Here is a 26637-nt window from a genome sequence, read left to right as displayed (position 1 = left end):
CATGGACTTCACACCCACCGAGGAGCAGCGGGCGGCCCGTGAGCTGGCGGCCGAGATACTCGACCGCAGCGCCGAGCCGTGGAAGGCGCTGTGCGAGGCCGGGCTGGTGGCCGCCGTCGAGGAGGTCGGGCTGCTGGGCCTGGTGCTGCTGCTGGAGGAGGCGGGCCGCAGGACCGCCGAGATCCCGCTGGCCGCGACCTGCGCGTACGGTCTGCTGCCGGTCGCCGCGCACGGCACGGACGAGCAGCGCGCCCGGCTGCTGCCCGGTCTGCGCGACGGTTCGTACATCGCCACGGGCGCCTTCCCGCACCGGTCCGCGCGGGCCGTCGCGAGCGGCGACGGCTGGCGCCTGACCGGCACCTTCCCCGTCGTGCCCTGGCTGCGCGAGGCCACGCACGTCCTCGTCCCCGCCGATACCGGCGCGGGTACGGACACGGTCACGCGGCTGTTCTGGCTGCCGGTCCCGGCCGGTGCGGAGCCCGTCGACACCACCGCCCCCTGGGCCGCCGCCCGGCTCGTCCTGGACGGCACGCCCGCCGAGCCGCTCGGTGACGCGTCCGCCTACGCGGAGGTCCTCGCACAGGCCCGAACCGCCTTCGCGGGGCTGCAGGCCGGCGTCTGCGCCGGGTCGCTGGCGCGCGCGGTGGCCTACACCTCCGTACGCGAGCAGTTCGGGCGCCCGCTGTCCACGAACCAGGGCGTGCTGCTGCGCGCCGCCGACGCGCACATGGACACCGAGGCGATCCGCGTCACCGCCTACGAGGCGGCCTGGCGCTTCGACCACCACCTGCCTGCCGCCTCCCACGCCCTGACCGCCGCCTGGTGGGCGTCCGAGGGCGGCAAACGCGTCGTCCACGCCGGGCAGCATCTGCACGGCGGCATCGGTGCGGACCTCGAACACCCCGTCCACCGGCACTTCCTGTGGGGCCGTCAGCTGGACGCATATCTGGGCGGCGGCGCGGAGGTGCTCGCCGAACTCGGTGTGCTGCTGGGCGCACCCGACACGGAGGAGGCCGTATGACGCAGTCCCCGGTCCGGATGCCGGCCGGCTCCGTGCGGGCGGGTGACGAACTGCCGCCGCTGCGCGTCCCGGTCACCCGCACGCTGATCGTCGCGGGGGCCATCGCCTCGCGGGACTTCCAGGACGTGCACCACGACGTGGAGCTCGCCCGGGAGAAGGGCTCGCCGGACATCTTCATGAACATCCTCACCACGAACGGCCTGGTCGGCCGCTACATCACCGAATGGGCCGGGCCCGGGGCGGTGCTGCGGGCGGTACGGATCCGGCTGGGCGCGCCCAACTACCCGGATGACGAGATGGTGTTGACCGGCAAAGTGACGTCCGTCGAAGCCGATATGTCAGGAAGAACCGTCGAGATCGCCGTCCTCGGCGTCAACAAGCTCGGCCACCACGTCACCGGAACAGCCACCGTCGTGCTCCCGACCCCGGAGGCAGCCGTATGAGCGTCCGCAACCGCGACAGCCTCGGCGGCCGGGCCGCGATCGCCGGGATCGGGGCGACGGAGTTCTCCAAGGACTCCGGCCGCAGCGAACTGAAGCTCGCCGTGGAGGCCGTACAGGCGGCGCTGGACGATGCCGGGCTGACGCCCGCCGACGTCGACGGCATGGTCACGTTCACCATGGACATCAGCCCGGAGATCACCGTCGCCCAGGCGGCCGGCATCGGTGAGCTGTCGTTCTTCTCGCGGATCCACTACGGCGGCGGGGCGGCCTGCGCGACCGTGCAGCAGGCGGCCATGGCGGTGGCGACCGGGGTGGCCGACGTGGTCGTCTGCTACCGCGCGTTCAACGAGCGGTCCGGCCGGCGGTTCGGATCGGGGGTGCAGCAGCGCGACCCCTCCGCCGAAGGGGTGGCGCTCGGCGCCAATCTGCCGTCCGGCCTCCTCACGCCCGCGTCGTGGGTCGCGATGGCGGCGCAGCGGTATCTGCACGCCTTCCGGCTCGATCCGTCGGCCTTCGGCCCGGTCGCGGTCGCCGACCGCCGCCATGCCGCGAACAACCCCGCCGCGTACTTCCACGGCAAGCCGATCACCCTCGCCGACCATGCCGCCTCGCGCTGGATCGTCGAGCCGCTGCGGCTGCTGGACTGCTGCCAGGAGACGGACGGCGGCCAGGCGATCGTCGTGACATCGCCGGAGCGGGCCCGCGATCTGCGGCACGCGCCCGCCGTGATCGCCGCCGCCGCGCAGGGCGCCGGCCGCGCGCAGGAGCAGATGACGAGCTTCTACCGTGACGACCTGACCGGGCTGCCGGAGATGGGGGTGGTCGCCCGCCAGCTGTGGCGGACCTCCGGGCTGACGCCGTCCGACATCGACACGGCCGTGCTCTACGACCACTTCACCCCGTTCGTGCTGATGCAGCTGGAGGAGTTCGGCTTCTGCGGACCGGGGGAGGCGGCGGACTTCGCCGCGGACGGCGGGCTGGAGATCGACGGCCGGCTGCCGGTGAACACCCACGGCGGTCAGCTCGGCGAGGCGTATCTGCACGGGATGAACGGCATCGCCGAGGGGGTCCGCCAGTTGCGCGGGAGCAGCGTCAACCAGGTGGCGGGCGCTTCGAACGTGCTGATCACCGCTGGAACGGGCGTTCCCACGTCGGGGCTGGTGCTGTCCGCAGACGGCTGAACGGGTGGTGGGGCGGGCGTGTCTGCCCGGTGCCGCCGCGAGGGGCGCGTTGACTCGCGCCATGCGTGGAACCAAGCAGATTACCCGATATGTCCTTTCGGTCCTGGCGGCTGTGGCGACGCTGGCCTGCCTGGTCAGCGGCGGCGTCGCGGCGGCCGACCCCTCCGCCGAATCGCTGCAGGGGGCCCGGTTCTTCCAGGGCACCGGCTTCGAGACCTGCGAGACCCCGACCGCCGACACGTTGCAGGCCTGGCACGGCACCTCCCCGTACGGCGCCGTCGGCGTCTACTTCGGCGGCCGGGCCCGCGCCTGCCCGCAGCAGCCGAACCTGACCCCCTCCTGGGTGCGGACCGTGAACACCGGGGGCTGGAGCATCCTGCCGATCTATGTGGGCTCGCAGTCGCCCTGCACGACGAGCAGCACGAAGAAGGCGTACACGATCGACACGGCCAATCCGGCGGGGAGCGGTGTGACCGAGGCCAAGGACGCCGTCCAGCGCGCCCATGACCTCGGCTTCGTCGAGAACAGCGCCCTGTACCTGGACATGGAGTCGTACGACATCCGCACCGCGTCCTGCACGGCGCCGACGCTCGCCTTCGTCCAGGCCTGGGACAAGGAGGTACGCCGGCTCGGCTACATTCCGGGCTTCTACAGCAGCGCGGACTCCGGCATCATGCACATGGAGCAGGCCCGCGCCGCCGGCGCCGCCGACCTGCCGAGCGTCCTCTGGTACGCCCGCTGGAACGTCACACCCACCCTCGAGTCCGAGCCGGTACTCCCCCGCGACGTGTGGACGCCGCACAGCCGCATCCACCAGTACACGGGGAACGTCACCGAGCAGTACGGGGGCCGGACGATCAACATCGACCGCGACCTCATCGACGCCCCGGTCGCCGTGATCGGCTAGCGCCGGACCGCGGCCCCGTCCTCCCGGCCGCCCCCGCCCCACCCCCGACCCCACCTCCCGACCCCACCCACGGGCCCGTCTTCCTCAGGGGCGGGTCCGCCTACGGGAGGTGGGGACAGCCCCCGTCCTACGACTTCAGGGTGATCCCGCTTCGGCACCTCCGGCGGATCCGCCGGGCGGGCGGCGCTCATAGCGTTGAGGGCATGACCACGCCTGTGTGCACCAGCACCAGCACGATGCAGTTCTCCAGCTACGTCCGGGCCAAGGGCCCGACGCTGCTGCGTACCGCGCGCTCGCTCACCGCGAACCCGTGCGACGCGGAGGACCTGCTGCAGACCGCGCTGACCAAGACGTACCTGGCATGGGACCGCATCGACGACCACCGGGCGCTGGACGGCTACGTCCGCCGCACGCTGGTCAACACGCGCACCTCGCAGTGGCGCAAGCGCCGCATCGACGAATTCGCGACCGAGGACGTCCCCGAGCCGCTGTCCACCGCCCCCGACCACACCGAGCAGCAGGCCCAGCGCGACGCGCTGCTGCGTGCCATCTCCCGGCTTCCCGCCCGGCAGCGGGCGATGGTGGTACTGCGCTACTACGAGGACATGAGCGAGATACAGACGGCCGAGGCCCTCGGCGTCTCGGTCGGAACGGTCAAGAGCGCGGTCTCCCGGGCCCTCGGGAAATTGCGCGATGACCCTGAATTGCGCGCCAGGTAGTGACATACCGACCGGTATGGAAGCAGAATCACCGGGACCTTACCCGCACGTAACCCGTGGAGGCTTCCGGTGCTGAGCACGATGCAGGACGTACCGCTGACCGTCACCCGCATCCTGGTCCATGGTGCTCTGGTGCACGGCCGGTCCCAGGTGACCACCTGGACCGGGGACGCCGAGCCGCACCGCCGCTCCTTCCGCGAAATCGGGGTCCGGGCGATCCAGCTCGCGAACGCGCTCCGCGACGAGCTGGGGGTGGCCCGGGACGAACGGGTCGCGACCCTCATGTGGAACAACGTTTCTGTTGCACTCGCGTGCTGAACAGTAAGGGGATCAGCCCTATGACCAGCGGAAACACAGCGCCCCCGGCCGGGAGAGATCCCAACCGGGGGCGTTGTCGTTCGGCTGTCAGGCGAGTTCGGCCTGCCAGTTGCCGCGGGCAAGAATGGTTCGGCCGTCCGGCTTGATGATCACCCGGGCGCCGCGTACGGGTAGCTCGCCGTTGATGAGCCAGTGACTGCGGATCTCGTCGAGCAGATCCCAAAGTCGCCGCGGGCCGCCCTGGTGCACGGTGGGTCGCTCGGTGCCGGCCGCGGTGGCGCGGGCCCATGATCCGTCGGGGTGCGCCATGATCGCGACCCGTTGTTCGCCACTCCGGTACACATGTTCGATTCCGGGTGCCGTGACGCTCAGCATGGATGAGAGGTCCCATGCGTTCTCGACGTCGACGATGGGATACGGGCCCGTGGTGACGTCTTCGCCGTCGAGGCCGTGTGCGGCGCCGAGCAGGACGGACAGGGCCGGCGGATAGTCCTCGCCGTGCCGGGCGTGCATGAAGCCTGCACGGTCCCAGGAGACGCGGCCAGATGCGCCGCCGTCCTCGTTGCGCTTGGCGGTGATGATGAGGGAAGTGCCGGCGATGGTTGTCACAAGCCAGCCGCCGAGGCGGAGTGAGGAAAGCCAGCTCTCCGGGATGGTGCGCACGGCGACCGTGGCGACGATGCGGTCGAACGCGGCCGGCCCGCCGGGTAGCGGTCCGGTGGCGTCGACGGCCTCGACGGTGGGGCGCAGGCCGGCAGCGCGAAGGCGCTCGCGTGCGATCTCCACGAGGTAGGGATCGACGTCCACGCTCGTCACCCGGCCGGAGCCCAGCCGGTGCGCTGCTAGGGCGGTTCCGTAGCCGCTGCCGGTGCCGACGTCGAGCAGGGTCGAGGTGTCGTTGATGCGGGCGTGCTGGTAGAGGTTGAGGAGAAGGCTGGGCAGCGTGGTCGAGGAGGTGGGCAGGCCGGTCGGGCGGTCTTCCGGCTTGGCGTGATCGGCGTGGAGCGGTCCGACCCGCGTCAAGAGGGATGTATCGCGGTACGCGGCGTCGAGCCACTCCTCGTCGGTGTGCGGGGCGCACAGGGCGTATGTGCCGTTCTCGCGGTCCCACCATCGGGGGACGAACAGGTGTCGCGGGGTGCGGGTGACGGGCGCCCACCACGGAGAGCCGCGGTGGGTAATGCCCTCGGCGAGGGCGACGGCAGAGGGTTCCCAGATCACGCGATCACTCCGAGGGACGGCGCGGGGGCGAAGTCGTAGGCAGGATCGCACGCGGTGGTGTTCGCCGGGTCACAGTCGCCCGAGTCGTCCGGGCTGCACCCCGCGCGGGGCGCTGGTACAGCGCTGGTCATCTGCGCCCATCGGTCGCTGCCGAGGATGTCGGCGAGGCGTTGCTCACGGACGTTTCCGGCGATCATGAAGCGGCTGAGGATGCAGCCGGATACCTCGCCGTCGGGGGAGACTGAGACGCGGTGCCGGAAGCAGTGACCGCACAGTTCGGATGTGCCCGGCACTGTGCCGGCGGGGGCCGCGCGGCCTACCTGGCGGGCCCGGTCGACTTGAATCGACGTGACGCCGAGGCTCCGTAGTTCGTCCTTCGCCTGCGCGATGCGCTGGCCGGCGATCACCTCGACAATGCCGGCGCGGAGGGGGATGCCGCGGCGGACGGCCTCGATGATGTTGGTGCGAGTGCGGGTGTAGCTGCCGGGCCCGTTGGTGATCTGCTCGTGCTCCGCGGCGTCGTCGCTGTAATAGGAGGTGGCGAGGCAGACGCCGGGGCGGTTGAGAGCAGACCAGATACCGGGGCGCACGTGGGTGAGGTTCGAATAGACCTCGACCTTAAGCCCGGCGTCGAGGGCCTGGTCGATGAAGCGCGGGAGGTGTGGCGAGAGGGTCGGTTCGCCGCCGATGAACTGCACCGCGGGGATCCCAAGTTTCGCGATGTCCGCGATGACTTGCTGCCAGTTCGCGCGGGTCATGGCGCCGGCGGACACTTTGGGCCCGGAATCGGTACAGCAGTGCGAGCAGCGCAGTTGGCACGTGCCGGTGATCTCAAGTTCGACGGACAGGATTCCTTCTAAGGCTGTGCTCATGGAGGCGGTACCTCTCGTACGGCGGGTTGCGACCCTGGCCCCTCGGTCGCCTGGGGTGGTGCACCGCCCCCGAGTCCGGGGGGAGCCGTCACATGACGCGGGGGCGGCGGTTCGTGAGCGGCGCGTTAGGCCGCGGTTTTGCGGTGACGCCCGGTTGGGAGGCAGGGCGGCGGGCGCCGCGGGGCGGTGCCGTCCTTGCGCATGATGGCGTGCAATACCCGCTGGTCGAGTTCGTACAGGCAGGCACGGCAGCAGGTCATAGCGGCGTGTATGCCGCTGGACTGGATAGGGCCCAACCACGTCACCTCTACATCGAGGCGCCCGCACCACAGCCAGCAATCGCCGGCCGCCCATTCGTGGAGGTCCCACAGAGCGTGCGCGTTGGGTTCGCCGACGAGGATGTCCAACGGGCGCCGGGTGGGGCGGTATACGACATCGGGGTCAGGGCGTGCTGAGGTGACAAAAGCGGTCGCGTTCATCGCGCGACCTCCGCCCATACGGCCTTACCAAACGGGCGGTCCGTCACGCCCCAACAGGCCGCGAGAGCTTCGACGATGAACAGGCCGCGGCCCCGTTGGCGTTCCTCTGATTCTGGCCGGAACTTTGGATGCCGGCGGATCGGGTCGTGCACCTCGACGCGTAATCGCTGTACGGAGAGGTCGAGAACTACGAGCAGGGAGTCGCCCGGTTCCGTGCCGTAGCGCACTGCGTTCGTGACCAGTTCCGAGACGATGAGCAGCATGTCGTCAACTTGGGCAGGCGCAGTTTCCGGCAAGTAGTAGTCGATGAACTCACGTGCGTACTGGCGAGCGTGGCCGGGTGCCTCGGATCCACCATCGAGCGCGAGGCGCTCCGGGGGTGCCGCCGAAAGGTGACAGCGGGCAACTTTTCGCCTCTTCGGGAGCATGGTCACCATGCAAGTCCCCTCATGAGCGTGAGCGGGCAGCACAAAATTGGCTTGTGCTGGCGTGACACAGTCGGGTTTCGTCATCACAGAGTGCCGCCCCAACTACGCACAGCGCAACCTGTCTCACATGAAAATGAGAAATTGCATCTTCATGTGAGAGTTGCCGTGTAGGGAGGGGTGGGCCGCGTGACACCGGATGAGGCCACACGGCAGACTGTCGAGCAGGACATCGACCAGGGAGGGGAAAGCGTGAGCGCACCCACCGTGCGACGGCGCAGGCTCGGCGCCAAGCTGCGCGGCTTGCGCGACGGCCTCGCCATGACGCTGGACGATGTCGCGGACAAGTCAGCCGGCACAATCACTACGGCCAAGTTGTCGAGGTTGGAAACGGCCAAAAGCGCCGCGAAGCCCGGCGACATCGAGAAGCTGCTCGACCTGTACGGCGTCGAGGAAACCGAGCTGCGGTCGGCCCTGCTGGCTCTCAGCCGGGAAGGGGCACGCCGCGGTTGGTGGCAGTCGTACCGGGCCGTCCTGTCGCCGGTCTACGAGGACTTGATCTCTCTGGAGGACGACGCCACGTCTGCGCGCACGTGGCAGATAGGCGTCATTCCTGGACTGCTACAGACAGCCGAGTACGCCCGCGAGTTCATGACGAGCATCGGCATGTCCGCGGCCGTCGAAGAGAAAATCGACGCGTTGGTCGAGGTACGCCTCGCGCGACAGTCCGTTCTGACATCGCGGGAGAACCCTCTCAACTTGTGGGCAATCATCGGCGAGAGTGCCCTGCGCACCCGGTGCGTAGGTGAAGGCGTGATGCTGGATCAGTTGACGCGGCTGCACACGTTGAGCCGCCGTCCCAACATCAACATTCAGGTCTTGCCTGCCGACGCACCGCCCCACGTGGGACAGATGGGCTCCTTCTCGATTCTCGGCTTTGAAGAGCATCCCGACCTCGACGTCGTACACGTCGAAAGCCTGACGTCGGCGCTGTACGTCGAGGAAGGCGAGCAGGTCGTCGCCTACCGGGACGCGTTCGAGCGGTTGACGGCGGCGGCCCTCTCGGTCGAGGCATCCGCAGAACGCATCGCACAGATAAAGGAAGACCACAGATGAGCCACATCGACGACGCCGCGACTCTCCCCGTGACCTGGTGGAAGTCGTCGGCGTCCGGCACCCAATCGGACTGTGTCGAGTGCGGTGTCGTTGACGCACAGCAGCAGATCCTTGCTGTCCGAGACAGCAAAAACCCGACCGGGCCGGCCCTGCTGTTCTCCTTCGCAGCGGTCAATGATCTCGTCGACGCTCTGCGCCGCGGCGAAATGCAGTAACCGCCCACCACAACGACGAAGGCGCCCCCGTCCCGGCATGAGCCGGAACGGGGGCGCGGTGCGTCAACGGGCAGCTAGCTGCCATGCGGAGAGGATGAGGCCGGCGACGCCGAGGACGGCGGCGATGCTGGCGAGGGGCCAGCGGGAGCGTTCGAGGGTGTCGAGGCGGCGGTCGTGGTCGTCGAGCTTCTTCTCGGTCTGGTCGGACCGCTGGACGAGGAGTGCAAGCGAACCGTCGGTGCGGGCGAATCCGACCTCGACCGCGCCGCGCAGACGCTCCAGTTCGACGGCGACGGCGGCCGGGTCGGGGTCGGTCACTCGACGTCGCCACCCTTGCGGAACAGGGGCAGCAGGGACTCGTCGCGGTCCGGCGCGGTGCGGAGCCATGCCGGCATGAGGGCCTGGACGCCGGGCAGGGCCATGACGCGGGCGAGGCCGCCAGCGACGGCGAGCGCGCCGGCGACCCACGGCAGGGCCGCGGGGATGCCAGATGCGTCGACGATGGCGGGCAGGATCACGGCGATTGCGACGGCAGTCTGCACGATGGTGCGGGCGGTGCGACGGGATGCGTCGGACATGTGGATCTCCTTCGGTTGGGGTGGGTTAGCTGGTGTGGGGGACCTTGAGCGCGTCCCATGAGGCGCGGCCGGGCCAGCCGTCGGCGGCGGCGCCGGTGTAGCCGAGGTGGCGCTGCCACTTCGCGTAGCTGCGGCGGTCGGCCTCGGTCCACTGGGCGCCGGGGCCCGAGGTGTAGGCGGAGCAGCCGGCCGCGACGAGCCGGCGGCCCATGGCGGTGATGATCGGGGACCGCGGGTAGCTCTTGAAGAACTCGTCGCCCGGGAATCGCTCGTACGTCGGGGCCGGCGGCGGGGTGCCGGGCTTGGTGCCGAGGCGGGCGTCGATGCGCTGGCGCATGGTGTCCATGTCGATGCCCCGCGGGTCGTTCTTGGTCGCGGTCCATTCCTTGTGCCCGATGACGCTGCCGGCGGTCCATCCGTAGGTGCGGCAGATCGCGGCGGACACGCGCTCGATGGCATCGAGCTGGGCGGCCGGCCACGGGTCGGCGCCGTTGCCGAGGTTGATGCACTCGAAGCCGTAGAAGTGGCTGTTCCCGTCGGTGTCCTGCTCGTTGGGCGCCGGCAGCTTGGTCTCGGCGATTACCGCGGCCAGTACGTCGCCGTCGCCGGAGCCGGCGTGGTTGGTGCGCCCGTTGCCGACGAGGTACACCGTGCCGTCCTTGGCGATGACGCCGTGACACAGCGGACCGGGCAGGCCGGCGTAACCGTCGAAGCACATCGACACCGAGGAATCCGTGCCGGACGAAACGGTGTGGTGGATCACGACGCCGTTGATCGGGCCCCAGGCGCCGTGTCCGGCGCGGTTGTGGGTGCGCCAACTGCCGTACTCAACGACGTGCACCCCCTCGGCGCGCAGTGCGGCGACGAACTTGTCAGCGGTCATAGGTGTTGCCATGCGGAGGTCTCCAGACATGAAAAAAGCCCCGACCGGTGACGGCGGGGCGTACGGGATGAAGGGGCGGAGTGGGCGCGCTACTGCATGCGCGTGATGCTGATCCAGCTACCGGCCTTGACGGTCGCCGGCAGGCCGGCGGCGTTGGTGACCCCGAATTGCAGGGTCAAGGTGGCGGGGCTGGCGCCGGTGGCGAGGGTGCCGGTCGGCGAGAGCGTCATCACCGTGCCGGAGTTGGCGGGGAAGTCGCGGGCGGCTCCGTTGGCGGTCAGGACGGTCTCGTACGTCGTTCCGCTGGTGATGTTGGCCGCGCCGCGCGAGGTCCAGTTCAGGACGGCGCCGGCGGTCGTCAGCCACCCGATACGAACGCCACTGTTCGCGGCGCCGGTGGCCATGTTCTGCGTGTACTGGATGTGGCCTTGCAGGACGTAGATCGCGCCGGCTTCGGCGGGAAGCGTCAGGTGGTTGTCGGGCTGCAAGACGGCGCCGGGCACGGCCTTATCGGCCGTCTTGTAGGCGAACGGAGGTTGCATGGCGGTCAGCAGGCCGGCGGTGATCTTCATGCCGGGCTGCCACACCGTGAACGGCATGGGGCTCCTCTACAGGGCGAAGACGGCGGGGTGGGCGAGGCGCACGTCGGCGCTGGCCGCGTGGGCTTTCGTGATCCCGTTGACGGCGCGGACGACGGTGAACGTCTGCGGGGACGTTGCCCCGGTGACCTTGGTGACGGTCATGACCTCGCCCCCGATCCGGATGTCCCACGGGGGCTCCGCGGCGCTGGTGGTCCAGGGCCGGCCGGCGGTGGTCTCCACGGAAAGCGTCACCGCGCTGGCCGTCGCCGCGGTTTTCAGGCGGCTTCCGTCGGTGTCGACGCGGTCGGCTTCGGTGACGGCGACGGTCCATGGGCCGGCGGGGGTGCAGGTATAGAGCAGGTCCCAGTCGAGCAGGCCGAGGGATTCGGTATACCCCTGCACGATGACGTCGATGGGGTCCGGGGGCAGCCACGGCGGGGGGTTGGCGATGGTGATGCGGTCGCCGATGTCGACGGCGAGGGCCTGGCCGATGAGGTGCGGAGCGGCGGCGAGGTTCACGTGCACCGTGGGATAGCGCGCTTCGTCCCAGGTCCCCAGGTGCAGACGCCACGCGGCGAGGTCCGACAGTTGGTCGTCGGACCGGACGGCGACGCTCTCGCTGGTGTTGTACCGGCCGACCCCGTTCGGTGGGGGCAGGACGGACAGGGGCCCGGTGTCCAGGACGGCGCGCGCGGAGGATCCGCCGGGCCGGGTGAGGGTGATGTCGTTGCGTACGGCCTGGTCGTCGTCGACAGGTTCCAACGGCGGGGCAACTTCATGGCGGGCGGCGTAATCCAGGGCGAGCGCCGGCCGCTGGTTGTACAGCGACACGCGACGCCGAAAGGCCAGGGCCGGTGTGGCGCGGTGTTCGTAGAGGATGCCGAGGTCTGCGTCGGCGGCCTCGCCGAGCAGGTCCAGAACGGCGCTGGTGCGCTGCGGACCGACCGGGGTCGTCGGGCCGGTCCCGGCGGGGAAGACGACCGGGATTCCCTCCTCTGCGCACAGCCGGTCGATACGGGCGGTGGCGTCGTCCCAGATGAACCCGGTGTCGGCGTCGTCGTAGACGCTGGTATCGGTGGCGTCGAACACCGCGAGGTGGCCCACCTTCATGCCAGCGAAGGTCTTCCAGTCGCCGGCGATGTTGAGGACCTTGCCGACGGTGCCGGGGTAGCTGGTCATCACGGCCCCGGATTCGGTGCCTCCGATGACGACCCATTGCATGGTCACCTCGACGTTGCCCCCGTTTTGGCGGCCCTTGATCTGCAAGCGGCGCCACCCACCCGCAAAGGCGGGCGCGGGGACTTCGTTGCTGCCGATGTCGGCGCCGGCGGCGTTGAAGCACCGGATACGAGCGGCGCCGGCGCCGGCACCGACGTAGACGTATGGGGTGTCGCTGGTCTGGATTTGCAGCATGAGGTCGACGGTCGTAGGGGCGGCGGGCAGGTTGTAGAGCATTTCGATCCGCCAACCCGCACCCGTGGCTGAGCCCTTGGGGACCAGGGCGGAGACGTACGCGCCCGTCCCGACGGTGGGTAGGGCTTTCGAGCCCGGCAGGGTGTCGTCGCTGGCGAACTGGAACCCGGCCACGGCCAGCGGGGTACCGCCGGGCAGCGCCGAGGCGGCGCTCGTGGCGGCCTGCTCGTCCTCCATCGACCAGTACGCCAGTGGTGCCCCGGTGGGGATGCGGCGGCGCAGGGTGGAGTCGAGGGGGGAGGCGCCTTGGCCGAGGCGGCGCAGGATGCCGGCGGCCTCGATGGGGACCTCGACCGCGCGGCCGGAGACGTCCCAGCGCGACGGCCACGCGCTCACGTCGCCGGTAAATCGGTAATCGCGGTCCGTGATCTCCGCGGTTCCGGCAACCGTCCAGAGCCGGCCGGCGCCATCGGTGAACGAGGATGCGCCGGGGGCCTGCGGGCGAAATATCGGGTTGGCGACGACCGGGCCATTGATGCCGGACCGGACCTCCGCGGCGTGGACCTTGCCGACAGGCGGGGCGAAGACGCTGGACGTTGTGCCGGTGCAGTCACCGATTTCCAGGGGCGCGGCGCTGTTGAAGACTTTCGTGGTGAACGGTTGGGGGATCGCGGCGAGGACCGCCCAGGGGCCGGCCATGGTGGGGGCGGTGTAGAAGGTGACCACGTTGCCGCCGGCGCCGTTGTCGACGTCCAGCGTTGCGCGGACGGCGAGGCGCCCGTCGGCGGGGACGGGGAGCCCTTGGAACCACTCGGCGTAGTTCGTGGTGGTGCCGTCCTCGGACCACTGGAGGTAGATCCCGCCGTAGCTGTCGAGGGTCAGCCGCCAGGACCGGGCGCCGGCGGCGCCGTATTTGCCCATCAGATCGACGGCGTGAGTGCCGGCCTGCCAGGTGGCGAGGGTGACGTCGAGCCGCACGTCGAGATCCCCGGTGATGTCCAGCGGCGCGGCGTCCGGAGTGGCGATCCGCGCGCCCAGGTCGCCGGGAAGGCGCAGGTACGTTTCTGCGGCCGGCACCGAGACCCGGATCGGGGTGTTGCGGCCGATCCGTTGGTAGAGGTCGGAAAGCGGGTTGCGGGGGCTGTAGCGGCCATCGCGGTTGATCAGGGTGAAGGCGCAACGGGAGGGGCCGACGCGTGATGCCTCGTCGGCCCTGCCGCGGTTGATGATGATGCGGTCCCGCAGGCGGACATCGCCGGTGATGTCCGCCCACGTTCCGCCCGCGTTGATCTCGACGGCTACGCCGAGAGGCTGGTCGGGGAATGGCAACGCTCCCCCTTTCCTAGGTGCCGAAGGCGGTTTGGACGTTGCCGCGGCCCTCGATACGGACCGTCTTACGGAGCCAGCGCGTCAGGTCGTCGCTGCCGCGGGCGTCGAAGACCACCCGGATTTCCGGGCCGGCCGCGGTCGAGCCGGCGGGGCCGGCCCCGGGGGTGCCCGCGGTGATGCCGAGGGCGGCCGAGGCGCGGGGAGTGCTGACGAGATTGGCCATGGCGTCGTCTACGGCGCCTTGCCCGGAGGTGATGCCGGCGACGAGGCCGGCGGGGATGTGCCGGCCGATCTCGTCCCGCATCACCCGCGACGGCGAATGAATGCCCAACGCCTTAGCGATCGGGCCCGGGATCATGCGCGATGCCCACGACATGAGCGTCGAGCGCAACCACGGACCCATGCCCTTGATGCCGTTCCACAGGCCGTAGACCAGATCGCGACCCTTGCCGTACAGGAGCGATCCGAAACCGGAGAAGTAGCCGGCGATAGCGCCAGGCAGGCCGCGGACGTAGGCGAGCATTTCGCCGGCCTTGCGCTGCGTGCCGTCCTTGATGGCCTGCCAGTGGCTGATGATCAGCCCGTACAGCGTCCAGTTCAGGAAGAGCGAGTACAGCCGGCCCGGGATGCCCTTGACGAACCCGAGGGTGGCATTCCACCCGGCAACGGTGCCGTCCTTGATCGCTTGCCAGTGGCTGAGGATCAGGCCGACCAGGGTGAAGTTCAGGAAGATGTCGACCAGGAACCCGGCAACGGCCTTGACCTTCGCCCAGATCCAATCCCACGCGGCCACGGTGGCGGAGACGATGGTGTCCCAGTTCGCCACGATGAGCGCGACGAGCCCGACCACGAGGGCGATGATCAGCCCGACGGGGCCCATGGAGATCAGCCACGCGGCGGCCATCCGGCCGGCTTGGATCAGCGACTGCGTGCCCATGATCACCCAAGCGGCCACCACTCGGAGCGCGGCCAGTCCTGCGGCGGCGCCTTGGGAGATCCAGCCGGCGAGCATGACGGCGTTGGTGATCAGGAAGCGGCCGGCGGCGAGCGTGCCGGCCGCGGACTGTGCCACCCATGCGGCGACCGCGGTCGCCGACGTCGTGACGGCCTGGACGGCGAGGACGATCAACGTCGGGAGCAGGACGGCGGTGATCATGCCGGCGAGAATCGAGAACGCGAGGCGGTGTTCGTCGACGTAACCGGCGCTGGTGCGGAGCTTGCCGCCCAGGGTGCCGAGCACCTTCGCGAAGATGATCACGCCGGGGATGACGTACCGGCCGAGGAGCTGCACGAACCCTTGCGTCAGGGATCGTTTGAAGACCTCGATCCTTGTGGATGCGTTGTCGCGCATGGAGTTGCCGGCGGCGTCGGTGGCGCCCTTGACGTCGCCCAGCGCCTTGACCGCGGTGGACGGGTCGAGCTTGTACAACGCGCCTTGAAGGTCCTCGGCCTTGGTGCCGAACAGGGCGACCGCTGTTGCGTTCCGCTTGGCCGGGTCCTCAATGGCCTTGATCCGCTTGAGGACGTCGCCGAGGGCGGCGGACGCGGCCGGCCCGCCCTTGGTGAAGACTTTCGCCATGGTGCCGCCGTTGAGGCCAATGGACTTGAACGCGTCGACTGACGTCGTCGACATGTCCTTGCTGCGGATCGCAAATTCCTTGAGGGTGTCCGCGACCGTGTCAGCGTCGCGGGCGCCGCCCTTGAGCCCCTGCTGCATCAGGCCCATGGCGGTCTGAGCGTCGAGGCCCAGGTCGCGGAACTGCGTCGGGTACTCGCTGAACGTGTCGAGCAGGTCCTCGGCGGCGTTGACGCCGTTCTGTGACCCGCGTACGAGTACGTCCATGGCCTCATCGGCGGACTTGGCGATGCCGGTTTTCAGCATCGTGCCGACCGCGCGGGAGACCTTGCCGACGTCCTCGCCCATCACCGCGGCGGTATCCGCGACGCGCTTTCCCATGGTCTGGATCTGCGCTTGCGTGGCCTCGGGCGGGAGCAGCCCGTTTTGAGCGATGCCCTTGATGATGTCGGCGCCGTCTTGGACGGATTCGACGATGGCGCCGGCGTACAGGGCGCCGGCCGCTTTGCCGTACTTCGCCGCTACCGGTCCGGTCGCGCCGAGCTGCGCCTGTAGGTGACCGGTGATCTTGGCCTGGTCCATGGCCTCGTTGATGCCGGCCATGAGCGCAATGCCGATGCCGGCGCCGATCGCGGCGGCGGCGAAACCCTTCAACTTGCCGGACAGGCCGTTACTGGCCCGGTCGGCTCCGTCGTTGGCGCCGTCGGCGAGGCCGGCGCCGAGCTGGTCGCCGGCTTGCTGGCCGGCGCGGTCGGCGGTGGCGACCATGCGGTCGCCGCCGGCCTGCATGGTCTGTTCGGCGCGCCGCACGCCGGCGGTGGCGCCGGAGTCGTCGACGCTGATCGTTGCGGCCAGTTCTCCGACCAGGAGCGCCATAGCGGATCACCCCCGGTCGGTCGGGCCGGCCCTATGGGGTCGGCTTGTCGGGTGGGGGGTTGAGCACGCGGGCGAGGCGGGATTCAGCGGAGAGCAGGCCGAGCACGCGCACGCGCAGCCATCGCCAGGAGCGGGTGTGGAGGATGCCGGGGGCGCCGAGGTCGAGCCCGTAGATCTCGTGCAGGTCGGCCTCGATGAGGGGCCACTGCTGGAGGATGCGACGCCAGTTCAGGTCGGGCGCCGGGCCGCGGCCTTCTTGGCGGCGGGTGCCCGGCGGGTACTCGTACCACTCGTGGAGCCCCGAGACTTCGTCGAGTTCGCCGCACCCGATCGGGTCGCGCGGCGAGCTGCTCGGTTCGGGGCCAGTCGAGAAGGGTCGCCGGCCGCGTTCCAGAACGTCTCTGCGGCGGCCTTGTCCTGTGCGATCCACACCATGGCGGTGATTGCGGCGTGCTTGAGCGCGGGCCAGGATGCGCCGTCGGCGAGCAGCTCGTCGTGAACGGGTCCGAGGACGTCGCGGTACAGGTCGCGCTCGGCGGCGTCGCCGAGTACCTGCTCGTCCACGTGCCCGCCGTCGGCGGCGACCGCGGCGGCGTGGATGAGGGTCTGTGTGCGCAGGCCGATTGCGGCGGACGGGGCCGGCACGGTGTAGAGCTTGCCGGCGATCGGGAGGTGCAGGGTTTCGTCGAGTAGCTCGTCGAGTGCCTCAAATGCCATCAGGCATCACCCCCGGCGGTCTTGAGGCTCTTTGCGGCGAGGGCGAACGTGCCGCCAGCGGCGGCCGGGTTGGTGATCTCCAGAAGCGGGCCGGAACCGGTCAGGGTGACTTTGATGGTGTCGACGGCGTCTGGGCCGCCGCCGTCCGGCTCCCACGTCACCAGGGCGTTGCCTTCGTAGGCGTCGGCGGCGCCGTTGCGGTCGTAGTACCGCACGTGCACGAACGACGCTGCGCCGAAGGAACGGGCGGCCTTCCTGAGCTTTTCCTGCGCGGCGTTGAACGCGCCGGTGGTCGGGTGTGCCCGGTGCGCGAGGGTCGTCTCGATCGACCACGCGAGCATCGTGACCGCGGACTCCGACCAGCCCTCGGCGTCGTAGGTGGTCACGTCCTGCTGCGTCGGGTCGGTCTTGGGGGTGAACTCGGTGACGCCCGGAACGAGGGACCATGCCGGGGTGCCGGGGGTGGTGCCGGTGTCGAGTTCGAGGCGGTAGCGGCGCGCGAGCGCGGTCACGGTCTCGACCGGCGGCGTTGGGGTGCCCATGAGGCGCCTCCTATTCGAGGTGTGGGGCCGCGCGGTGGGCGCGGGCGTAGTAGTTGGCGGATCGCTCCATGCGGCCGGCGGAGTCCGCACCGATCGGCGCGGCCGAGACGCGGAACAGGAGCTGCACGCGGGCGGCGCCCAGGAGCAGCGGGCCGGCGCCGTGCAGCACGTCGAACACCGCGTCGTCGAGGGCGTCGACGACGCGCGGGTCGGGGCCGGCGCGGGTGCGGACCTGGATTCCGGTGGTGGTGTCGGTCAGCACGGGGGAGTCGGTGACCGGGTACGCGGAAAGGCAGATCACGCGATCCGGTGCCGGGGGGATGGTGGCGATGGTGATCGCGGTCTCGTCGGCCGCGTACAGGCCGTCGGGCCGGTAGATGCCGGCGCCGGCGGTGTCGAGCAGGCGGGCGAGGCCGTCGAGCAGGTCGACGGTGTACGTCATCGCAGCGCCCGCCGTACGGCTGCGGCGAGCAGCTCGGCGACGGCGTGGCCCTGTTGGGTGGCGGCGCTTTCGAGGTACTTCGCTTGCCGGCCTTGGTCGTGGCGGGCGGTGAGGTCTTCGTGCACGCGGACGGCGTAAGGGGTGTCGTAGGCAACGGCTGCGGTGAGCTGCTGCTCGTCGACCGAGGTGGAACCGGAGCGTTCTAGGGTGCCTTCCTCGATCGGGACGCGACCGCGGGAGACCTGTAGGACGTGTTCGGCGCCGAGCAGCAGGCCGCGGGCGGCGCCAGCCCGGATGGCAGAGGTTGCGGCCTGCCCGTTGAACCGCAGGCGTGCGCGCTGCGTCATTCGCAACTCACCTCCGTGTTGGCCGGCACAGGCAGGCCCGGGGCGGTGTGGTGAGCGACGGTGATTGCGGTGGTGGTGCGCCCGCCGGGCAGCGTCAGGCGCGAACCGGGCGGGCAGTCGAGGGCGGGGCCGGCGATGACGGTCGCTGAGGCGACCACCTGCCGGCCGTCCGGGGCCCGTACGAGCCGCGGGGTCTCGTCGACGAGTGCGGGCACATCCGGGATGGGGTGGCGGTACTGCGGCCCGTACGCGGACTCGCCGGCATACGACTCGACGGTGATCCGGTGGCGCAGCAGGGCGACGGGGACTCTCACCAGATCACCCCCGGGAGCAGGCCGGCCCGTCGTAGGGCGCGGTGGGCGCGGGGGGCGAGGTCGACACCGGAAGCAGCGGCCGGGCCGGCGGTGCGGCCGGACATTGAGACCGGTCCGATAGAGACGGAGTCCCATTGGCCGGCCGCTCCGGTGCCGTCGTCGCCAGCGGCGAGCTGGTACTCGACCTGCGCGCACGTAGCGTCGACCAGGGCGCCAGCGACGGCCGGGTCGATCGGTGCGCCGTCGTCGTTGGTGGCGTAGCAGGCGGTGAGCAGGGCCGTGTCGATGTCTTCGGACGCGCGGGCGAGCAGCCGCTCGGCGCCCTCCGGGGCGGGGGCGCCGGTCCACGCGGCGAGCTGCTCGGGGGTGGCGTAGACGCGGCCCACGTTCACCCCCTCGTTGAGGTCTTGCCCGGGGCAGCAGAACGCCCCGCCAGCTGTGGGGCCTGCGAGGCGGTCAGGGGCTGCTCGTCGGCGCCCTGCTCGGGCGGCGGGGCATCCGGGGGCGGCCGGTGGTGCCGGCACAGGATCACGCCGCGGCCCCCTTGGTCTTGAGCACGACGATTCCCTCGTCGTCGAGGCGGTGCGTCGCGTAGTGCACGTTCGTCGTGACGACGGTGGTGCGGGCGAGGATGTCGCGGTCGGTCTCGACGACGGGGCGCCGCTTGTAGAGCAGGCCCAGGGCGCCGCGCCGGATGAGCAGCGCGTTATACGTCATGGTGGCGCCGGCGCCGGCGGTGGTGATGCGGTCGGACACGAAGATGTTCACGCCGCCGGCCTGGCCGATCACGCCGCGCGGGATGACGGCGTTCGCGCCGAGCTTGTCCGCGCTGATGAAGTTGGGATCCCGCAGCAGCGCGGCGCGCTGCACGGAGTGAATGACCAGGCCGGCCATGTTCTCCGGGTCCCACTCGTCGCCGAACTTCGCGATACCGGACACCATGACGTCCCAGGACAGGGCGGAGGTCGAGGCGTCCACGGTAATCACGCCGGCGGCCTCGGCCGCGGCGCGCAGGTCGACGTCGACCTTTCGGGCGATGAGTACGCCGAGCTGCCGCTGCGTCTCGGCGTACGGGTCGCCGAACGCGACAAGGCGGGCCTTGTCGGTGATCTCAACGGCCTTGCCAGCTTCCTTGATGGTCGCTGAGTTGCCCGGGTTGGTGCCGAGCTGCTCGGGGGTCATCGGGGTGCCCTCGACGAGGTCCTCGGCGTCGCCCAGGGCGGTCCACTTCGGGAAGGCGACCGAGTCGCCGGGCTTGCCTTCCAGGGTGTTGTCTTCGGTGGCGAGGGCGCCGAGGATCATGGCGCCCTTGAACTTGGCCTGCACCATGTCGGCCCAGACGTCGGGAACGATCATCTGTGCGGCGGTGGTCTTTCCAGCGGGCATGTGGCGCCCTCCTTAATCGGATGCGGCAGAGAGCTGCCGGTACAGGTCGGGGTCGGACTGGTGCAGCGCGACGCGGTCGCCGTAGGCCATGGCTGCGAACTGGGCGGCGGTCGGCGCGGCGGTGGTGCCCGGGGTGAAGTCGGCGCCGGCCGCGGGCGGGCCGGCCGGGGTGCCCTCGGCGCGCAGGTGCGGGCTGGCCTCGACGGCGGCCGTGATGACGGCGGCGAGCTTCTCGCCGAACTTCGCGTCGGCCGGGTCGAGGTCGGCGAGCTGCTTCTCAACGGTGCGGGAGTCGAGCAGTCGGCCCGGGTCGGCGCCGGCCCCGTGCGCGGCCTGGTGCGCGGCAAGCTCCACGCGCAGCCGGCGGGACTCGGCGAGGGCGGTATCGCGCTCGGTGGTGGCCTGCTCGGCGAGGCGGGCGGGGTCGGTCTCGGCGGCGGCGCCGGCCGGGTCCAGGACGCGGCGCAGGTTGGCGAGCAGGTCGTCGCGCTCGGTGGTGGCTTGCTGCGCGGCCTGCTCGGCGGCGGTGGCGCGCTGCTCGACCGCGGGGTCGACAACTGGTGCAGCCGGTACGGCCGGTGCCGGCGGGGTGGGGGCCGGCGGTAGGGCCGGCGCTGCGGGAACAGGCGGGGTAGCGGCCGGGTCGGTGGCGGGGGTGGCTGGGGCGGCGGGTGCCGGGCTTTCGGGCATGGGTGATCGGCCCTCCGTGACCGTGTGGGGACATGCGAAAGGGCCCGCCATCTGGCGGGCCCCTCGGGGTGTGCGGGTGAGGTGGAGCGGGCTATTCGGCGGGCGCGGCGCCCTGCCCGTAGCCGCGGAACCATGCGGTTCGCAGCAGCGTTCGGGGCGGGTGCGGGCACGTTGTTGGGGGCTGTTGGGTGCGGGCCGCAGTCTTGCCGGCGAGCACTGCGCGCGTGAGTTCAACGCGGCTTCCCATGCCATCCCCCGATCATCCGTCGTGCCTGCTCTGAGCTTCCCACAACGCCTGTTGCGCCTTGCGGATATCGCTCATGTTCTGGCCGGTGACTTCCGCGGTGAACTGCGCTTGCGTCTTGCGGGGGTTGAGCCGCCAAAACGCTTTCAGCTCGTCGGACGCATACGCGTAGGCGATGCGGGCCGGCCCGGTGAACAGGGCTGCCGGGTCGATGCCGGCCGCGGTGCCGCGACGGTTGAGCAGGTAGCCGCGCGTCGCGTCCTCGGCGGTTTGCATCTGCACCATGGCCCAGTCGAAATACATCTCGCGGGCCTCACGCCGGGTGACCCGGGGTGCGGGGGCATCGGCCGGCACCTCGTCGACCAGGTGCGCAGCGGCCGGCAGAGCGTCGTCCGCAACGTCGGCGTACTGGCCCCATTGGGTCGGCGGCGCCCCCGGTGCGAGGGCGTCGTCGAGAGCGGCCGAGGCGGCGAGGACGTCGTCGACGTCGTCCCCTGTCGGCAGCGGGTAGTCGGGAATCGGCCCGGGGTAGCGGCGGTCGAGTTCTTCGGCGATGCGCAGCAGCTCGTCGTCGGTGGCGTGCTGCTGCGCCCATGCGAGGACGTCGTCGCCGGGGCGGGTGAGATCGTCGAGCAGCCGGCCGTCGGGGAAGACAGCGGCGCGCAGGTCCGCGGCGTCGCGCCGGTCGGCTTCGCCGGCGATGCGGGCGACGTCCTGGTCGTCGAGGACGCCGGGGCGCAGGGCGCCGGCGAGCTGCTCGTCGCTCAGCTCGCGCAGCGTGACGTCGTCGCCGGCGCGCACGCGGGCGGCCTGCAGAACGTCGTCGGGGGGCGCGGTGAGCTTGGTGGGGAGGTTCGAGGCGCCGGGCTGCTCGCGGTGGCGCAGGCGGCGAAGGTCCGGGTGGGCGGTGAGGTGGTCGCGCATGGCACCCTGCCACTGCCGCACCTTGGCCTCGGCGGCCCGCTTACCCTCGGGGATCACGGACGCGGCGGCGCGCTGCTTGTACTGCCTGATTCGCCGCTCGATGGCGCGCTGCCGTTGGCCGGCTTCATAGCCGGCCGGGTCCGGGGCCGGCTCTTCAATGCGGGTGATGCCGGGAGTGTAGGCCGAGACGCTGTGTCGGCAGTTGGGGTGTTGCAGGCCGGACGCGCGGGCGTCTTCCAGGCTGCCGGCGACGTCCACGCGGACCATGCGGCCGTCGTCGACGGCGTGCTCGACGTCGACCGTGTGGGCGCCGGACGGGCCGTTGATCGACAACACCTTGCGCTCCCACGGGCGACACAGCGGGCATTCGCGCGGGGAGCTGCTGACGACGACCAGGTCGACGCCGGCCGCGGCGAGCGTCGTCATGTGCGCTTCGGTCGCGGCACGTCCCACAGAGGTACGCACCGCCATCTCGGCGTAACTGGTGAGTTGCCAGCGGCGGCCGGCGCGGTCGCGGAAGCTCGATACGCCGCGGTCGGCGAACCGGGTCATGGCCTGTTGTGTGGCCTGCCGGCGCGACTCGGTGCCGAGCAGCGGAGCGGCGGTGACCTCGGAGACGACTTGGCGGTATCCGTCCTCGACGCCGCGCAGGATCCCGCGGTGGGTGGCGGTGACGGTCTCGATCGTCTCGGCGGCGAGGCGGTCGACGGCCCGCGTGTTCGGGGTGCGCTCGGCGGTCAGGCGCCGGTCATGGTCGGACAGCACGTCCAGCTCGGCGAGCGCGGAGTGCCAGCCGCTGTCGTATGCCTCGGCGACGGCGTGCCGTACCTCGGTATGGACGCGGCCGGCGAGGGTGTCGAGCAGCGTGTCGGCCCTACGTCGCAGGGGCGCGACCGCGGCGAGCTTGGCGACGGCCCACCCGGGCGCCTCCATGCCGGCGGCGAGCTGACGCGCGCACAGGGCGAGCAGTCGCCGCTCGACATCGGCGTAGAGGTCGGCGGTGACGGCGGCGAGGTACTCGACCTGACGGGGGGACACGGGCACTGGAGATCACCGCCCAACGATCAGTCACAATCGGGAATCGGCCACCCCGTCTTTGCCCCAACTCGTTGCGCGATGACCAGTTTTGGGACCAAGCTGGTCTGGCCCAACGGTCGACCGCAGACCGGAGTAACGCGCTGGTGCAAACCGGCGCCAGTGCAACAACTCAATAGCGGGACGGGAGATCAAGGTGAAACGAGCATCAAGAGCGCTGCGCCGTATCAGCCACTTGGTACGGACGTATCGCACGTGCTTCGCCCCACCGACCGATGCCGAGGACTCGGCGCCACCTGCACGAGCGTGCTTTATGACGCTACGGTGCGCGCAGATTTCGGCAGCGCTGTTAGTAGCGCTCGTAACTGGCTTATTCCGGGTCGATGCGGGATGCGGCCAACCGCACTCACTCCACGCAGCTCAAAAACTGTGCGGATGGGTCGGAGCAGCACAGCCATCCATTGTGGTGGCGCCGCAGCCTCTACGGAATGTTACGAAGGTTTGACGGTCCCCCGGGCTGCCCCATGATGGACTAGGTAGCCGGGACCGGCTCGCGCAATCGTGCTTGCGCGGGTCGTTTTTACGTCTACAGCGGGAACGTCCCCACAGGATCGGGGGCGGCCTGGCCGGTCTCGGCGAGGATCCGGTCGACTTCCTTAGCGACCGCTTCGTCAGCCCAATCTGGATGCAGGATGCGCACCTTCGTGTCGGTGCTGACGGCCTGCGCCTGGGCGAGGAGCGAGAGCGTTTGTGCGGTGCTCCCGGGGTCCTCGGCCACGCCCGATCCGAAGTCGACGGTTGGCCGCTCCGGGGTTGCCTTGCCGGCGAATTGGGCACGGTCGACAGCGAGCAGGACATACAGGATGTCGGCAATCGCGCGACGCCAGTACCTCACCTTCTTGCCCCGGGTCACCATCGACCGATGGTCACGTGCCGCGATCTCCGTTGCGGTGACGGCGGCGCCGTCGCCGTCGAGGCCGAGGGACGTCGGGGAGTAGCCGGCCGCGGTTGTGGCCTGTCGCACGATCGCGTCGGCGGTCGTACGGTGCTCTTCAACGCGGATGGCGAACTGCGAGAGCGTGATGCCGTTGCCCTGCTCGGTCGGCGGGATCGCGAGTGTCTGCCAGACCTCGCGGTCGTCATCGAAGATGGCGCCCTTGCCGGCCCCGGTCGAGCGCAGGTACCCGTCGGGAACGATGAGCCGGGCCCGTGCGAGGCGGATGTCGCGCAGCCACGATGACCAGGTCTCGTCGAGTGCGTCGAGCAGGTCGTGCACGCCCTGCAAGTCGGAGCGGCCCCATGGTGCGCCGCGGTGCTTTCGGTTGGGCCCGATGTTCGGCACGTAGACGGCCGTGATCATGGGAACGCCGGTTGTAATGGCGTCGCCCTCGGCGCCGAGGGATGCAGCGAGGCGGGCTGTTTCGGGGTGCTCGGTGAGCGGCACGCGCCGGCCGAGCTGGTCGTCGGTCCCTTCGTACAGGCCGTGCAGGATCGTTCCGGGCTCGTGCCGTTCGAGGTGACGCCATACGGCGGACCCGGTCGAGGGCAGAGCCCGCCAGAAGGTGACGGCGGTCATGATCCCAAAGCGCCATTCGGGCACGGCTTGATCGGGGTGAACGACGGTCAACAGCGGCCGGTCAGGGGCGGCGTCGCGGTCCCAGGTCACGCGCAGGAACACACCGGACAGGGCGGCGGCGGTCTCGGCCGCGGTGAGCAGCAGCTCGGCGACTCCCCCGACGTCGAGCAGCTCGTCGAGGCGGTCCTGCGCCGCGGTGTCCGTCGTGGTGATGACGGGGGTGTCGGCGAACAGCAGGTCGGCGCTGGTCTGCGCGATCTCGCCGGCGAGGGGGATGTGCAGGCGCTGCTCGCGCTTGCCGGGCTGCGGGTGCCGGCCCCAGAGCCGGCGCCGGCCGTCCTTTCGGTGCTGCGGTCCGTGCCGGTAGACCTTGGCGAGGCGGTCGGCGTCGCCGGAGTACCACGCGTCATCGACGACGATGTCGGCGTACAGGGGGGCAATGCTGCGGGGCGGCCAGGCGGCGCCGTTGGCGGGCAGGGTCACGCGGCCTCCCTTGCTGTGGTGATCAGGTGGCGCCACTCGTGCGCGGTGGAGTGCACGGCGTAGCGCAGGGCGTCGACGGAGTGGTCGGCCGTCTTGATGGGGCGGTCTTCGCCCTTGGCGGAAGCGGCGGGATCCCATGAGTAACCGGGGATCTCGTCGAGCAGGCCGGCACAGGAGCGGTGGACGTAGAGCAGGCCGCCGGCCAGGACGCTGGAGACGGACCGTAGGCCGGCCTTGACCTCGTTGTCGGCCCGGGTGACGCCGGGGTGCCCGTCGGCCCATAGCTGCGTCTGGAACGATGCGGCGCTCGGGTCGATGAACGTCCACTCGGGTTCGATGTCCTGCCGGCCAAGCCACGCGCGGACGGCCTCGCTGTACTGCGCGTCGGTCATCTGCCGATGCGCGGCCTTGCTGTCGTGGCGCCACTCGCTCACGACGTACAGCCGGTCGTCGGCGCCGAGGCCCAGCACCAGGGCGGCGAACGGGTTGGTGGTGCCGTAGTCGGCCGCGGCCCAGTAGCGGAGCATCGGGGGCAGGGTGTCGACGACGTGAGCGCGCTCGTCCCACATGTCGAATACGGCGCCCTCGGCGACCACCCATGCGCCGTCGATCATGCGGCGGCGCCACAGGCCGACGTATTCGGCGGACAGGTCATCGACGTATTGACGCGTCAAGCTCGGGTTGTCGGAGAGCTTGAAATGCCAGTGCCGCAGGTTCAGCTCGTGGGCGCGGTCGAGGTATCCGACCTTGAGCCAGTGCCGCGGGCTGTCGGGGTTCGTGGTGGCGAGCAGCCGCGCCCCGGGGGTGCTGAGGCGGGCGAGGAGCTGCGTCCAGAAGGATTCGGGAACGAGGGTGGCCTCGTCGACGTAGGCGAGCTGCGCCGTCAGACCTCGCAGGCGCCCCTCGGCGCGGACGTCCGATGCGCCGATCAGGTGCACCGTGCGGCCGAGGATGGTTGCCGTGGTGGCGCCGCGGGTGTGGTGGATGTGGCGGGCGAGTGGCCCGAACAGGCTTGGGTCGGTGAGCGGCTCGAACACGTTGCGCTCGATCGTTTGCAGCGACCGGCCACAGATCAGGATGAGTCCCGACGGGCCGGCCGCGGCAACGGCGATGACGAACGCGAGCAGGGAAGCGACGGTCTTACCGCTACGCACCGACCCGTGCCACAGAGAGATACGGGCGGTGGCGCGGCCGATCGAACGGAGCTGCTTACGCGACAGGGGCAGGGTGAGTTCGGGGGGCAGGCGCACGGCTCACCCCCCGTCGTCGGCCCCCTGCTCGTCGTCGGCGAACGCGTCGGCGAGGACTTCGCCGAGGGTGCCCAGCATGGAGCGGACGTCTTCGGCTCCCTCGCCGCCCTCGGACGGGGCGAGCTTCAAGGACTTGTCGACGGCGATGGAGGTAGCGGCGAGGATCTGGCGTTGGTCGGCGAACGGCGGCCGGTCGAGGTCGACCTGCGCCCACTCGTTGTCCTTACCGCCGAACGCGCCGATAGTGCAGGGGGCCCAGAGCTGCGCGCGCAGCCGCTCGGCGTCCTCGTGCAGCGCCTCGGCGAGCTGCTGCCGGCGGGCGGCGAGATCGAGCCGGCGGGCGTCCGTGGCGGCAACCACTTCGGGACCGCGGGCGAAGCTCAGCCCTTCTTCGCGGGCGATCTTCGAGACGGTCGAGCCGCTACGGCCCAGCTCTCGGGCGATGTCGTTGCGGGCGCGGCCGGCGGCGTGCAGGGCCCGTACGCGGGTGCGCTCGGCGTCGGTGATCGGCTCTCGCACGGTTCACCTCCGGGC

At 70.6% G+C, this 26637-nt stretch carries 29 protein-coding genes and 1 pseudogene; 8 read left to right on the top strand and 22 right to left on the bottom strand.

Annotated elements, in window-relative coordinates:
- The first annotated feature begins 1 nt into the window (after nt 1).
- The 6 genes and pseudogenes from LNW72_RS20165 to LNW72_RS20140 form a co-directional block, all read left to right on the top strand.
- The gene (locus LNW72_RS20165; RefSeq protein ID WP_250976686.1) at nt 2-1021 is read left to right on the top strand and encodes an acyl-CoA dehydrogenase family protein; all 1020 of its coding nucleotides are present in this window, start codon (nt 2-4) and stop codon (nt 1019-1021) included.
- On the top strand, nt 1018-1464 hold the full coding sequence (locus tag LNW72_RS20160; RefSeq protein ID WP_250976685.1) for a MaoC family dehydratase: 447 nt from the start codon (nt 1018-1020) through the stop codon (nt 1462-1464). The genes LNW72_RS20165 and LNW72_RS20160 overlap by 4 nt, the downstream gene beginning before the upstream one ends.
- Nucleotides 1461-2645, top strand: a complete 1185-nt coding sequence (locus tag LNW72_RS20155) for a lipid-transfer protein (RefSeq protein ID WP_250976684.1) — start codon at nt 1461-1463, stop codon at nt 2643-2645. Before LNW72_RS20160 ends, LNW72_RS20155 begins: the two co-directional genes overlap by 4 nt.
- Before the next feature lie 61 nt (nt 2646-2706).
- Nucleotides 2707-3552, top strand: a complete 846-nt coding sequence (locus LNW72_RS20150) for a DUF1906 domain-containing protein (RefSeq protein WP_250976683.1) — start codon at nt 2707-2709, stop codon at nt 3550-3552.
- Nucleotides 3553-3755: 203 nt separating this feature from the next.
- Nucleotides 3756-4271 carry a SigE family RNA polymerase sigma factor gene (locus LNW72_RS20145; RefSeq protein ID WP_138359153.1) on the top strand — a complete coding sequence of 172 codons (516 nt, stop codon included), beginning with the start codon at nt 3756-3758 and terminating at the stop codon, nt 4269-4271.
- Between the two features lie 69 nt (nt 4272-4340).
- Nucleotides 4341-4565 (top strand): annotated as a pseudogene (locus LNW72_RS20140) (fatty acid--CoA ligase); the annotation flags it as partial.
- Between the two features lie 111 nt (nt 4566-4676).
- Here LNW72_RS20140 and LNW72_RS20135 read toward each other — a convergent pair.
- From LNW72_RS20135 to LNW72_RS20125, 3 genes are all read right to left on the bottom strand, one after another.
- Nucleotides 4677-5810: a methyltransferase domain-containing protein gene (locus LNW72_RS20135; RefSeq protein WP_250976682.1), complete on the bottom strand. Its 1134-nt coding sequence runs from the start codon at nt 5808-5810 to the stop codon at nt 4677-4679.
- A complete protein-coding gene (locus tag LNW72_RS20130) occupies nt 5807-6682 on the bottom strand; it encodes a radical SAM/SPASM domain-containing protein (RefSeq protein WP_250976681.1) in 876 nt (291 codons plus the stop codon). Before LNW72_RS20130 ends, LNW72_RS20135 begins: the two co-directional genes overlap by 4 nt.
- A gap of 475 nt (nt 6683-7157) precedes the next feature.
- Entirely contained in the window at nt 7158-7598 is a 441-nt protein-coding gene (locus LNW72_RS20125) for an ATP-binding protein (protein ID WP_250976680.1), read from the bottom strand.
- Nucleotides 7599-7838: 240 nt separating this feature from the next.
- Between LNW72_RS20125 and LNW72_RS41690 the strand changes: the two genes are divergently transcribed.
- Both LNW72_RS41690 and LNW72_RS20115 read left to right on the top strand, forming a co-directional pair.
- The gene (locus tag LNW72_RS41690; RefSeq protein ID WP_250976679.1) at nt 7839-8702 is read left to right on the top strand and encodes a helix-turn-helix transcriptional regulator; all 864 of its coding nucleotides are present in this window, start codon (nt 7839-7841) and stop codon (nt 8700-8702) included.
- Nucleotides 8699-8917 (top strand): DUF397 domain-containing protein, encoded by a 219-nt coding sequence (locus LNW72_RS20115; protein WP_250976678.1) that lies wholly within the window; start codon nt 8699-8701, stop codon nt 8915-8917. Before LNW72_RS41690 ends, LNW72_RS20115 begins: the two co-directional genes overlap by 4 nt.
- Nucleotides 8918-8980: 63 nt before the next feature.
- On the opposite strand, the gene LNW72_RS20110 is transcribed toward LNW72_RS20115, so the two are convergent.
- From LNW72_RS20110 to LNW72_RS20025, 19 genes are all read right to left on the bottom strand, one after another.
- Nucleotides 8981-9235 carry a hypothetical protein gene (locus tag LNW72_RS20110; RefSeq protein ID WP_250976677.1) on the bottom strand — a complete coding sequence of 85 codons (255 nt, stop codon included), beginning with the start codon at nt 9233-9235 and terminating at the stop codon, nt 8981-8983.
- Nucleotides 9232-9495 (bottom strand): hypothetical protein, encoded by a 264-nt coding sequence (locus LNW72_RS20105; protein WP_250976676.1) that lies wholly within the window; start codon nt 9493-9495, stop codon nt 9232-9234. The genes LNW72_RS20110 and LNW72_RS20105 overlap by 4 nt, the downstream gene beginning before the upstream one ends.
- Nucleotides 9496-9520: 25 nt before the next feature.
- Nucleotides 9521-10390 carry a peptidoglycan-binding protein gene (locus LNW72_RS20100; protein ID WP_250976675.1) on the bottom strand — a complete coding sequence of 290 codons (870 nt, stop codon included), beginning with the start codon at nt 10388-10390 and terminating at the stop codon, nt 9521-9523.
- A 77-nt stretch (nt 10391-10467) separates the two neighbouring features.
- A complete protein-coding gene (locus LNW72_RS20095) occupies nt 10468-10977 on the bottom strand; it encodes a hypothetical protein (RefSeq protein WP_250976674.1) in 510 nt (169 codons plus the stop codon).
- Between the two features lie 9 nt (nt 10978-10986).
- Entirely contained in the window at nt 10987-13701 is a 2715-nt protein-coding gene (locus tag LNW72_RS20090; RefSeq protein ID WP_250976673.1) for a hypothetical protein, read from the bottom strand.
- A 13-nt stretch (nt 13702-13714) separates the two neighbouring features.
- Nucleotides 13715-16153, bottom strand: coding sequence for a phage tail tape measure protein (locus LNW72_RS20085; RefSeq protein ID WP_250976672.1), 2439 nt, complete (start codon nt 16151-16153; stop codon nt 13715-13717).
- A 228-nt stretch (nt 16154-16381) separates the two neighbouring features.
- Entirely contained in the window at nt 16382-16870 is a 489-nt protein-coding gene (locus LNW72_RS20080) for a hypothetical protein (RefSeq protein WP_250976671.1), read from the bottom strand.
- Complete coding sequence (locus LNW72_RS20075) at nt 16870-17412, bottom strand: phage tail tube protein (RefSeq protein ID WP_250976670.1); 543 nt, start codon at nt 17410-17412, stop codon at nt 16870-16872. The genes LNW72_RS20080 and LNW72_RS20075 overlap by 1 nt, the downstream gene beginning before the upstream one ends.
- Nucleotides 17413-17422: 10 nt before the next feature.
- The gene (locus LNW72_RS20070) at nt 17423-17854 is read right to left on the bottom strand and encodes a minor capsid protein (protein ID WP_250976669.1); all 432 of its coding nucleotides are present in this window, start codon (nt 17852-17854) and stop codon (nt 17423-17425) included.
- Entirely contained in the window at nt 17851-18201 is a 351-nt protein-coding gene (locus LNW72_RS20065) for a hypothetical protein (RefSeq protein WP_250976668.1), read from the bottom strand. Before LNW72_RS20065 ends, LNW72_RS20070 begins: the two co-directional genes overlap by 4 nt.
- A complete protein-coding gene (locus LNW72_RS20060) occupies nt 18198-18515 on the bottom strand; it encodes a hypothetical protein (protein WP_250976667.1) in 318 nt (105 codons plus the stop codon). Before LNW72_RS20060 ends, LNW72_RS20065 begins: the two co-directional genes overlap by 4 nt.
- A complete protein-coding gene (locus LNW72_RS20055) occupies nt 18512-18901 on the bottom strand; it encodes a hypothetical protein (protein ID WP_250976666.1) in 390 nt (129 codons plus the stop codon). Before LNW72_RS20055 ends, LNW72_RS20060 begins: the two co-directional genes overlap by 4 nt.
- Before the next feature lie 142 nt (nt 18902-19043).
- Complete coding sequence (locus LNW72_RS20050) at nt 19044-19901, bottom strand: N4-gp56 family major capsid protein (RefSeq protein ID WP_250976665.1); 858 nt, start codon at nt 19899-19901, stop codon at nt 19044-19046.
- 12 nt (nt 19902-19913) lie between these two features.
- Complete coding sequence (locus tag LNW72_RS20045) at nt 19914-20591, bottom strand: hypothetical protein (protein ID WP_250976664.1); 678 nt, start codon at nt 20589-20591, stop codon at nt 19914-19916.
- 91 nt (nt 20592-20682) lie between these two features.
- A complete protein-coding gene (locus LNW72_RS41685) occupies nt 20683-20838 on the bottom strand; it encodes an Rmf/CrpP fold protein (RefSeq protein WP_308401990.1) in 156 nt (51 codons plus the stop codon).
- A 12-nt stretch (nt 20839-20850) separates the two neighbouring features.
- A complete protein-coding gene (locus tag LNW72_RS20040; RefSeq protein WP_250976663.1) occupies nt 20851-22797 on the bottom strand; it encodes a phage minor capsid protein in 1947 nt (648 codons plus the stop codon).
- 583 nt (nt 22798-23380) lie between these two features.
- Nucleotides 23381-24853 carry a phage portal protein gene (locus LNW72_RS20035; protein ID WP_250976662.1) on the bottom strand — a complete coding sequence of 491 codons (1473 nt, stop codon included), beginning with the start codon at nt 24851-24853 and terminating at the stop codon, nt 23381-23383.
- A complete protein-coding gene (locus LNW72_RS20030) occupies nt 24850-26103 on the bottom strand; it encodes a PBSX family phage terminase large subunit (RefSeq protein ID WP_250976661.1) in 1254 nt (417 codons plus the stop codon). The genes LNW72_RS20035 and LNW72_RS20030 overlap by 4 nt, the downstream gene beginning before the upstream one ends.
- Before the next feature lie 3 nt (nt 26104-26106).
- Nucleotides 26107-26622 carry a helix-turn-helix domain-containing protein gene (locus LNW72_RS20025; protein ID WP_250976660.1) on the bottom strand — a complete coding sequence of 172 codons (516 nt, stop codon included), beginning with the start codon at nt 26620-26622 and terminating at the stop codon, nt 26107-26109.
- Nucleotides 26623-26637: the final 15 nt, after the last annotated feature.

It is taken from the genome of Streptomyces sp. RKAG293, from assembly GCF_023701745.1.
GTDB lineage: Bacteria > Actinomycetota > Actinomycetes > Streptomycetales > Streptomycetaceae > Actinacidiphila.
Note: the sequence above shows the minus strand (reverse complement) of the source record. Positions and strands in the feature narration are given on the sequence as shown.

What these genes read in the sequence shown, in the direction of transcription:
- LNW72_RS20065 (WP_250976668.1), bottom strand. Translation starts at nt 18,201, where the DNA reads ATGACGCAGCGCGCACGCCTGCGGTTCAACGGGCAGGCCGCAACCTCT.
- LNW72_RS41685 (WP_308401990.1), bottom strand. Translation starts at nt 20,838, where the DNA reads ATGGGAAGCCGCGTTGAACTCACGCGCGCAGTGCTCGCCGGCAAGACT.
- LNW72_RS20115 (WP_250976678.1), top strand. Translation starts at nt 8,699, where the DNA reads ATGAGCCACATCGACGACGCCGCGACTCTCCCCGTGACCTGGTGGAAG.
- LNW72_RS20125 (WP_250976680.1), bottom strand. Translation starts at nt 7,598, where the DNA reads ATGGTGACCATGCTCCCGAAGAGGCGAAAAGTTGCCCGCTGTCACCTT.
- LNW72_RS20145 (WP_138359153.1), top strand. Translation starts at nt 3,756, where the DNA reads ATGACCACGCCTGTGTGCACCAGCACCAGCACGATGCAGTTCTCCAGC.
- LNW72_RS20160 (WP_250976685.1), top strand. Translation starts at nt 1,018, where the DNA reads ATGACGCAGTCCCCGGTCCGGATGCCGGCCGGCTCCGTGCGGGCGGGT.
- LNW72_RS20100 (WP_250976675.1), bottom strand. Translation starts at nt 10,390, where the DNA reads ATGGCAACACCTATGACCGCTGACAAGTTCGTCGCCGCACTGCGCGCC.
- LNW72_RS20070 (WP_250976669.1), bottom strand. Translation starts at nt 17,854, where the DNA reads ATGACGTACACCGTCGACCTGCTCGACGGCCTCGCCCGCCTGCTCGAC.
- LNW72_RS20150 (WP_250976683.1), top strand. Translation starts at nt 2,707, where the DNA reads ATGCGTGGAACCAAGCAGATTACCCGATATGTCCTTTCGGTCCTGGCG.
- LNW72_RS20075 (WP_250976670.1), bottom strand. Translation starts at nt 17,412, where the DNA reads ATGGGCACCCCAACGCCGCCGGTCGAGACCGTGACCGCGCTCGCGCGC.
- LNW72_RS20080 (WP_250976671.1), bottom strand. Translation starts at nt 16,870, where the DNA reads ATGGCATTTGAGGCACTCGACGAGCTACTCGACGAAACCCTGCACCTC.
- LNW72_RS20155 (WP_250976684.1), top strand. Translation starts at nt 1,461, where the DNA reads ATGAGCGTCCGCAACCGCGACAGCCTCGGCGGCCGGGCCGCGATCGCC.
- LNW72_RS20165 (WP_250976686.1), top strand. Translation starts at nt 2, where the DNA reads ATGGACTTCACACCCACCGAGGAGCAGCGGGCGGCCCGTGAGCTGGCG.
- LNW72_RS20050 (WP_250976665.1), bottom strand. Translation starts at nt 19,901, where the DNA reads ATGCCCGCTGGAAAGACCACCGCCGCACAGATGATCGTTCCCGACGTC.
- LNW72_RS20085 (WP_250976672.1), bottom strand. Translation starts at nt 16,153, where the DNA reads ATGGCGCTCCTGGTCGGAGAACTGGCCGCAACGATCAGCGTCGACGAC.
- LNW72_RS20105 (WP_250976676.1), bottom strand. Translation starts at nt 9,495, where the DNA reads ATGTCCGACGCATCCCGTCGCACCGCCCGCACCATCGTGCAGACTGCC.
- LNW72_RS20045 (WP_250976664.1), bottom strand. Translation starts at nt 20,591, where the DNA reads ATGCCCGAAAGCCCGGCACCCGCCGCCCCAGCCACCCCCGCCACCGAC.
- LNW72_RS20095 (WP_250976674.1), bottom strand. Translation starts at nt 10,977, where the DNA reads ATGCCGTTCACGGTGTGGCAGCCCGGCATGAAGATCACCGCCGGCCTG.
- LNW72_RS20130 (WP_250976681.1), bottom strand. Translation starts at nt 6,682, where the DNA reads ATGAGCACAGCCTTAGAAGGAATCCTGTCCGTCGAACTTGAGATCACC.